The organism is Kitasatospora sp. NRRL B-11411 (assembly GCF_000721345.1).
GTDB lineage: Bacteria > Actinomycetota > Actinomycetes > Streptomycetales > Streptomycetaceae > Kitasatospora > Kitasatospora cineracea.
Genome location: NZ_JOGH01000297.1, coordinates 1 through 757, shown reverse-complemented (window position 1 = coordinate 757; position 757 = coordinate 1). Strand labels below are relative to the sequence as shown.

1 protein-coding gene is annotated in these 757 nt (G+C 71.9%); it reads right to left on the bottom strand.

Annotated features, from left to right (window positions below):
• Window positions 1-735, bottom strand: a 735-nt coding sequence (locus IH44_RS0140020) for a transposase (RefSeq protein ID WP_198545125.1), incomplete at its 3' end; no start/stop codon positions are given.
• Window positions 736-757 lie beyond the last annotated feature (22 nt).

Sequence of the window (757 nt, the reverse complement as noted above, 5' to 3'; positions counted from 1 at the left end):
GAAACGGCGGACGGTCTTGCGGTCGAGCCCCAGGTGGCGGGCGATCGCGCTGATCGTCCACTTCTGCTCCAGCAGCCGGTGGACGTCCGCGTAGCGGTCACGGGTCCGCTCGACGATCGGGCTGCGGGGCAGTTGCAGGACCGGCAGGTCGATCGTCGGCGGCTCGGACGGCACCTCCTGCTCGGCGTGTTTGCGCAGGCAGGCGCGGTGCTGGTGACAGGTCTTCTCGACCGCGGCGGACAGATTCTGCAGCAGGTGCCACCTGTCGGCGACTGCGGCCTCCTTGACCGCCCGGCTGTAGGTACTGGCGCGGTCACGGCAGACGATCTCCGCGCCGGGATGCTCACGCAGCCAGACGGCGAAGGTCTCCGAGGTCCGGTCGGGCAGGACGTCCACGACACGGCCCGTCTCGACATCGACCAGCACGGTGCCGTAGGTGCGGCCCCGGCGGAAGGCGAACTCGTCGACGCCGAGCACCCGCGGCGCCCGCTCCAGCACCTCCGGTGCCTCCAGCAGTCCGAGGAGCCGGGTGCGGCCGGCCGTGACGCTGAGCTTGCGGCACAGCCGCTCCCCCGCCCGGCCGCCGAGTTCGACGGCGACGGCCCGCAGCCACTCCTTCAGCCCCGTGCTGGAGCGCAGGTGACGCTCGCTCAGCCCCCGGACCTGCTCGACGAACGTCCGCCGCCCGCACCGGGCACGGTCGCAGAAGTACCAGCACACGCGCAGCCGAATCAACAACTTCCGCCCCGCCAAAGGG